Annotated in this window: 6 protein-coding genes; 5 read left to right on the top strand and 1 reads right to left on the bottom strand. The window is 60.6% G+C overall.

The features are described from left to right. Positions 1 to 194 precede the first annotated feature (194 nt). Positions 195 to 1463 (bottom strand): DUF349 domain-containing protein, encoded by a 1269-nt coding sequence (locus QZ540_RS07655; RefSeq protein WP_294628946.1) that lies wholly within the window; start codon positions 1461 to 1463, stop codon positions 195 to 197. A 312-nt stretch (positions 1464 to 1775) separates the two neighbouring features. Here QZ540_RS07655 and hisS point away from each other — a divergent pair, with 312 nt between their 5' ends. The 5 genes from hisS to QZ540_RS07630 form a co-directional block, all read left to right on the top strand. After that, entirely contained in the window at positions 1776 to 3137 is a 1362-nt protein-coding gene (gene hisS / locus QZ540_RS07650) for a histidine--tRNA ligase (RefSeq protein ID WP_294628944.1), read from the top strand. A gap of 865 nt (positions 3138 to 4002) precedes the next feature. Next, complete coding sequence (locus tag QZ540_RS07645) at positions 4003 to 4410, top strand: endonuclease domain-containing protein (RefSeq protein ID WP_294628942.1); 408 nt, start codon at positions 4003 to 4005, stop codon at positions 4408 to 4410. 238 nt (positions 4411 to 4648) lie between these two features. Beyond that, positions 4649 to 6421 carry an aspartate--tRNA ligase gene (gene aspS / locus QZ540_RS07640; RefSeq protein WP_294628940.1) on the top strand — a complete coding sequence of 591 codons (1773 nt, stop codon included), beginning with the start codon at positions 4649 to 4651 and terminating at the stop codon, positions 6419 to 6421. A 220-nt stretch (positions 6422 to 6641) separates the two neighbouring features. After that, complete coding sequence (locus QZ540_RS07635; protein WP_294628938.1) at positions 6642 to 7169, top strand: adenylate kinase; 528 nt, start codon at positions 6642 to 6644, stop codon at positions 7167 to 7169. A 104-nt stretch (positions 7170 to 7273) separates the two neighbouring features. Continuing rightward, positions 7274 to 7545, top strand: a 272-nt coding sequence (locus tag QZ540_RS07630; protein WP_294628936.1) for a D-aminoacyl-tRNA deacylase, incomplete at its 3' end; no start/stop codon positions are given.

The following is a 7545-nucleotide window of genomic DNA, read 5'->3' as shown; positions in this document are numbered from 1 at the left end:
GTTAGTGTCTTCGCCGTGGGTCTTTAACCCGCAGTGAAGACACTAACCTATCGAAAACCCCTGAACTGCCCCATCTGCACCGGGTGTGGGCGCGCATAAACTCCACAAACACAAAGAAGCCACACGCCCACCGCCCCGCAATAGGGGCAGTGGTCATGTGGCTTCTCGGCGTTATTCAGACCGTCGGCTCGACCTTAGTTGCCGAAGCCCTGCAGAGTTGCTGCCCAGGCGCGGCGCGCCTCCAGAGCTTCCTTAGCCTTGGCGATCTTCTTGGAGTCGCCGCCCTTTTCAGCTGCTGCGAGCTCTGCTTCCAGCTCGGCGAGGGAGTCCTCGATCTGTGCGAGCAGGGAGTTCGCGCGTGCCGCCTTGGCGGGGTCGTTGCGCTTCCACTTTGCCTCTTCGGCGCCGTTGATTTCGTCCTGAATACGGCGCAGTTCGCCGTCGACGCGGCGCAGGTCGTTGCGGGGTACGCGGCCTGCCGCATCCCAACGGTCCAGAATCTTCTCGAAGGCTGCCTTCGCGCCCTCAATGTCTTCGACGGGCAGGAGTGCGCGTGCTTCTTCGAGCAGTGCTTCCTTGACCTTGAGGTTTTCGGCGTAGACTGCGTCCTGCGCTGCTTCGGCTTCGTTGCGGGCGTTGAAGAACAAGTCCTGTGCCGCGCGGAAGCGTGCCCACAGCTTGTCGTCTTCGCGACGGTGGCCGCGGGGTACCTGCTTCCAGGCGCGCATCAGGTCGCCGTATACGCGGGAAGTCTCAGACCAGTCAGTCGAGGTGGACAGCTCTTCCGCACGTGCAATCAGCTCTTCCTTGGCGCGCTTGATGCGTGCGTTGCGGTCGTCGAGCTGAGAGAAGTGTGCGCGGCGGTTGCGGTCGAAGGTGGTGCGGGCTGCACGGAAACGCTTCCACAGCTCGTCCTCTACGCTCTTTGCCAGGTGAATTTCGCGCTGTGCCTTCTTCCACGCTTCGAACAGTTCGTTCATGCGGGAGTGGGAGTTCTTCCAGTGGATCTGGTCGGGGTCCTGGCCGGCAATCTGCTCGGCTTCCGCCACGATTTCTTCACGGACGGCGAGGGCGCGTTCACGGTTTTCGGTGCGTGCCTGCTGCTGCTTTTCGCCGAGTTCAGCAATCTGCTCTGCGAGGGAGATGAGGCGCTTCTGCAGGCCGGAGTAGTCACCGACCATGTTGCGCACACCGATCTGTGCGCCGATGGAGGTGATGCCCTTCTGCAGGTCTGCGGCGGGGGCGTTGTTGGCGAGGCGGGATTCGAGCAAGGCAACCTGCGCCTCGACGTTTTCAAACTTGCGGGCGAAGTAGCTGAGCGCTTCTTCTTCGGAGGCGCCGGGCAGCTGGCCTACTGCGTATTCTTCGCCGTCGACAATGACGAAGACGTGGCCGTCCTCGGAGACGCGGCCGTACTGGCGTGCCTTTTCGAGGTTTACAGTGTCGTCGGGTTTGGTAGTCACCGCTATAACTCTTTCACTCGGGGGTGCTGGGGGTGGGGCGCCTTTGCGCTGTTCCCCGTGGTGGGCACCCGTTTGGGTGTGCGTGTGCACCTCCTAAGCATAGCCTCTGTGGGGTGTGTGTGAGTAGTGTCTGGTCGTGTTGTGTTGTGGGCGAACCTTCGCGTCGACGGTTTGCCGAGGGTTTGTGCGGGTTTGCACCGTGTGGGGCGGGGGAGTGGGTGCTGTGCTGGGGTGGGTGTTGGTATGATGGGTAGATATGCCCGGCGTGTTCCGGGGTTTTGTTGTCGAGTTCTTTGTCAAGGAGTATCGAGTATGGCTCGCAAGGCTTCGCTGTCTGGTTTTCCCGAGTATCTTCCGGCTGAGCGGTTGGTTGAGAATCATGTTCTGGACACTTTGCGTGAGACTTTTGAGTTGCACGGTTTCTCCCCGATTGAGACTCGTTCGGTAGAGACTATTGAGCAGCTGCTGCGCAAGGGTGAGATTGACAAGGAAGTTTACGCAATTTCTCGCCTGCAGGAGGACGAGGCCGCGAAGGCTAAGGAAAAGCTGGCGCTGCACTTTGACCTGACCGTGCCGTTCGCCCGTTACGTGGTGGAGAACGCCGGCTACCTGAACTTCCCGTTCTCGCGTTACCAGATTCAGAAGGTGTGGCGTGGCGAGCGCCCGCAGGAGGGTCGTGCCCGCGAGTTCACTCAGGCTGATATTGACGTGGTTGGCGACGGCGAGCTGCCGTTCCGTTACGACGTGACTCTGGCGCTGGTTGTTGTTGATGCGCTGTCGAAGCTGCCGATTCCTGAGTTCAAGCTGCGTGTGAATAACCGCAAGCTGGCTGAGGGCTTCTACCTGGGCCTGGGCCTGACCGACACTGCGGCTGTTCTGCGTTCTATTGACAAGCTGGAGAAGATTGGCGCTGAGCGTGTGGCTGAGGAGCTGCAGGCTGAGGCTGGTGCGAGCGCGGATGCTGCCGCTGCCGCCCTGGAACTGGCGCAGATTCGTACCGAGGATGCATCCTTTGTGGAGCAGGTGCGTGCGCTTGCCGCTAAGTATTCGGTGGAGCACGAGCTGCTCGATCAGGGTCTTGCCGAGCTGGCTGAGGTTATCGAGGAGGCGTCCCGCCGCGCACCGGGTAAGGTGCTGGCTGACCTGTCGATTGCTCGCGGCCTGGACTACTACACCGGCACCGTGTACGAGACTGTGCTGGTTGGTCACGAGTCGCTGGGTTCGATCTGCTCGGGTGGCCGTTACGAGTCGCTGGCGTCGAACGGTAAGAAGACTTACCCGGGTGTTGGCCTGTCGATTGGTGTGACCCGCGTGGTGGCTCGTATCCTGTCGCAGGGTTTTGCGCAGGCGAGCCGTAAGGTGCCTTCGGCAGTGTTCGTTGCCCTGACCAATGATGAGGGCTGGTCCGCCGCGAACGATGTTGCGGATGCACTGCGCGCCCGCGGCATCGCCTGCGAGGTTTCGGCGAACGCCGCGAAGTTCGGCAAGCAGATTAAGTACGCTGAGAAGCGCGGCATTCCGTTCGTGTGGTTCATTTCGTCGGATGAGTCGGGTGCCCCGGTTCATGAGGTGAAGGACATCCGTTCGGGTGAGCAGGTTGCTGCTGATCCGAATTCGTGGATGCCGCCGGCTGAGGACCTGCACGTTCAGATTGTGCGTGCTGAGGGCCTGTAAGTACCTGTCATACCGTAATATCTGGCTGCTGTAGTGTTTGGCTACTGCAAGCCTGCATATGGATGTGTACCCGCCTGGTGGGGAGGATGTTGACCTCCCTGCCGGGCGGGTCTTTTCGTACTCCTTGTCATGTGAATTTGTGCCATGGTTTAGCGACTTCTGTCGTAGTTAAAAACCATGGCAGAAGACGCTAACCTATGGCACAAAATTTCTGGGATACAACCTAAACCTGTGGATAGCGGATATTTCCATAAAAACAGCGAAGTTATCCACAGATTTCACGAACAGCCCCCATAACTTCGCAGAGACTGCCAGGATAAAGTCTATGAACACCGCAAATATCCTGAAGCCCCAAACCCAAGCCGCACAAGCCCTAACCACACGCGCCGCCGAGCTGTATCCTCTCGTGCTCACCACGCGCATCCTCAACTCACGAGGTATTGGAACCCGGCATATCCGCGCGATGGTGGCGGAAGGAACCCTACAACGTATTCAGCGAGGAGCCTATATCTACACCCGTAATGCCCGGTCGCTCACTCCGGATGAGCGGCTCGCGGTACGGTGCATTGCCGCCCACCTCATGGGTCTTCAGGGAGTCTTTTCACACTCATCAGCGGCTGCACTTTGGGGGCTAGATGTACTCAATGCGCCTTCAATCGTGCATGTGTACAGTACCGCTACTAGCCCATCCGATAGGGGGCGTATCTGCAGGCACAGGCGAGGTTTTGATCCTAATGCGGTGACTGCAATACCCGGTACACCCGTCATGGCAACAACGGTGGCTCGCACTCTGCAGGATTGCGCTCGCACCATGCCCTTTCGGGAGGCGGTGGTCCTCGCTGACTCCATCATGCGGCGGGGACTCTTGGAACCCCACGAGGTAACCGAGATTCTGCTGAATCTTACCGGCTACGGCGGTTCAGCCGGGCGTGCTCTGGCGCAGGCGGTGGATGCATCCAGCGAGTCGGCAGGTGAAAGCCTCACCCGGTGCCTACTCATGGAACACAGGTTGCCCCTCCCCGTAACGCAGTACCCGATTTCATGCGAGGGCCGTAACTATCGGGTGGACTTCGTCTGGCCCGAGGCGCGGGTCATCCTCGAGTTCGACGGTGAACAGAAATACGTGGATTACCCCGGCAGGGACCGGTACGAGGCAGCTCGCGACCGTGCCCTAGTCCGCGCCGGGTGGACGGTCGTGCATCTAACCTGGGCTGACATTTTTCAGAAAGAACAGGAAGTCATTGCCCATCTTCGGGGGCTGCTCATGCGGTAAAGCTAACGTTACAAATTTCGACCATAGGTTAGCGTCTTCTGCCATGGTTTTTAACTACGACAGAAGACGCTAAACCATGGCACAAATCCGCACCCCGCCTCCTCAACTCATTTTCTGACCCTCGACCTGCCCGGAGGGGATACAATATATGAGGCGCACGCAGTGTGCGCATATCATCAACCGCGAGTACCCGGCTACTGTCTATAGTCGTGAGGTGCCCGCTATGAAAGGAATGTCTGTGCTTCGCACTCACACCAACGGCGAGCTGACCGCCGCAAACATTGGAGAGACCGTCACCCTGACCGGTTGGGTGGCTCGCCGCCGCGACCACGGTGGTGTCGCCTTCGTTGACCTGCGTGACCGTGAGGGTGTCACCCAGTGTGTTTTCCACAACGAGGCTGACTTCGAGCACCTGCGCAACGAGTACGTTCTGCGCGTGACCGGCCAGGTTTCTAAGCGCCCGGAGGGTAACGAGAACCCGAACCTGGCGACCGGTGAGATTGAGGTTGAGGTGTCCACCGTTGAGGTGCTGAACACTGCGGCCCCGCTGCCTTTCCAGATTGATGAGCACGTTGAGGTGGGTGAGGAAGCGCGCCTGCGCTACCGCTACCTGGATCTTCGCCGCCCGGAGCCGGCTCGCATCATGCGCCTGCGTTCGGACGCGAACCGTGCGGCACGCAACCTGCTAGCCGAGGACGGCTACATTGAGGTTGAGACCCCGACCCTGACCCGTTCCACCCCTGAGGGTGCGCGTGACTTCCTGGTGCCGGCTCGTCTGGCTCCGGGTTCGTGGTACGCTCTGCCGCAGTCCCCGCAGCTGTTCAAGCAGCTGCTGCAGGTGGGCGGTATTGAGAAGTACTACCAGATTGCTCGCTGCTACCGTGACGAGGACTTCCGTGCGGACCGTCAGCCCGAGTTCACTCAGCTGGACATTGAGGCTTCGTTCGTTGACCAGGAAGACATCATTGACCTGGGCGAGCGCATCGTTGAGGCTGTGTGGAACCTGATTGACGTGAAGGTTCCCCGCCCGATTCAGCGCATGACCTACAAGGATGCGATGGAGAAGTACGGTTCGGACAAGCCCGACCTGCGCTTCGGTCTGGAGCTGACTGAGCTGACCGAGTACTTCAAGGACACCACTTTCCGCGTGTTCAAGGCTCCTTACGTGGGCGCTGTTGTGATGCCCGGTGGTGCTTCTCAGCCCCGCCGTACCCTGGACGCTTGGCAGGAGTGGGCTAAGCAGCGTGGCGCTAAGGGCCTGGCTTACGTCCTCATTCAGGAGGACGGCGAGCTGACCGGCCCCGTGGCTAAGAACATTACTGATGCTGAGCGTGCTGGCCTGGCTGAGGCTACCGGCGCGAAGCCCGGCGACTGCATCTTCTTCGCTGCTGGTGAGGCTAAGGCTTCCCGCGCTCTGCTGGGTGCTGCCCGCGTTGAGATTGGTCACCGCACCGGCCTGATTAAGGACGGCGAGTGGTCCTTCGTGTGGGTTGTTGACGCTCCCATGTTCGAGTCTTCTGCTGAGGCTACTGAGTCCGGTGACGTGGCTCTGGGCCACTCCGCATGGACCGCCGTGCACCACGCCTTTACCTCCCCGAAGCCCGAGTTCATGGACACCTTCGACACCGACCCGGGTTCGGCTCTGGCGTACGCCTACGACATTGTCTGCAACGGCAACGAGATCGGTGGCGGTTCGATTCGTATTCACCGCCGTGACGTGCAGGAACGTGTGTTCGCTGTGATGGGCATTGGTGAGGAAGAGGCTCAGGAGAAGTTCGGCTTCCTGCTGGATGCGTTCAAGTACGGCGCACCGCCCATGGGTGGTATTGCGTTCGGCTGGGACCGTATTGTGTCCCTGCTGGCTGGCGTTGATTCGATCCGCGAGGTTATTGCGTTCCCGAAGACCGGTAACGGTTACGATCCGCTGACTGCGGCTCCTGCACCGATTACTCCGGAGCAGCGTAAGGAAGCTGGCGTTGACTTCAAGCCGAAGAAGAAGGACGAGGAGTAATCTTCTCTAGTCTTTGGTCTTGCGCCCCGGCTGGGGTGTGAGGCGTGCGGCGTGAACCCGGCGGGGCGTTGAGCGCTGAGCTTTTGGGGCTCAGGCTCGAGTCTTGCCGGGGTCGCCGTTGAGGGTGGGCTGTGTATTCTGCTGGTGCAGGGTCGCAGCCCACCTTTTGTATCGACTGGCGTGCGCGCCAATCTGTGTACTAATCAAGGGGGAGGGGAGCATGCGCATCCTGATTGCCGGCCCGAGCGGTAGCGGTAAGACGACGTTTGCGGCGCGGTTGGGGCGCCTCCTGGGCATTCCGCATACGGAGATGGATTCGTTGCATTGGGGCCCGGACTGGACTCCGCGCCCTAGTTTTGAGGCGGACGTTCAGACGCTCATTGAGCAGCCCGCGTGGATTACGGAGTGGCAGTATCCGCAGGTGCGTGGCCGCCTGCTGGAGCGTGCGGATGTGGTGATTTATCTGCGCTATAGCCGCGCGGTGGTGATGTGGCGTGTGGTTCGCCGGACGGTGCGCCGCGCGGTGACGGGTCAGAAGCTGTGGGCTGATAACGTGGAGCCGCCGCTGAAGGATATTCTGCGGGACCCGGACAACATGATTCGGTACACGTGGAGGAGCTACCCGCACGTCGGTGAGCTGTTGGCGGAGGCTCGCGGGCAGCATCTGCAGAAGCGGTTTATTGAGTTTCGTACTCCGCGGGCGGCGAACCAGTTTTTGCGTGCCGTGCAGCTGCGCGGCGTGCTCTGAGGCGGCTGGCTAAACCGGGGGCGGCTACGGATCCAGTGCGCCCGCTACAAATATGTGAGATGTATGAGCCCGGTGAAGGCCGGTTCCATGATGAAAGGTGAACGATGCGAGTAGTTATTCAGCGCGTAACCCGCGCGGCGGTGCGCGTGAACGGCGAGACGGTCGGCGCGATTGACCGGCCCGGCTACCTGGTGCTGGTCGGCATCACCCACGGCGACGGCGCGGCCCAGGTTGCGAAGCTTGCCGATAAGACCGCGAACCTGCGCCTGCTGGAGGGGGAGAAGTCCCTCCTCGATGAGGGCGCACCCGTGCTGGCGGTCAGCCAGTTCACCCTGTACGGGGATGCGAAGAAGGGCCGCCGCCCCTCCTGGTCTGC

The organism is uncultured Rothia sp. (assembly GCF_916049665.1).
GTDB lineage: Bacteria > Actinomycetota > Actinomycetes > Actinomycetales > Micrococcaceae > Rothia.
This window is presented reverse-complemented; position numbering and strand designations above follow the sequence as displayed.

What these genes read in the sequence shown, in the direction of transcription:
- hisS (WP_294628944.1), top strand. Translation starts at nt 1,776, where the DNA reads ATGGCTCGCAAGGCTTCGCTGTCTGGTTTTCCCGAGTATCTTCCGGCT.
- QZ540_RS07635 (WP_294628938.1), top strand. Translation starts at nt 6,642, where the DNA reads ATGCGCATCCTGATTGCCGGCCCGAGCGGTAGCGGTAAGACGACGTTT.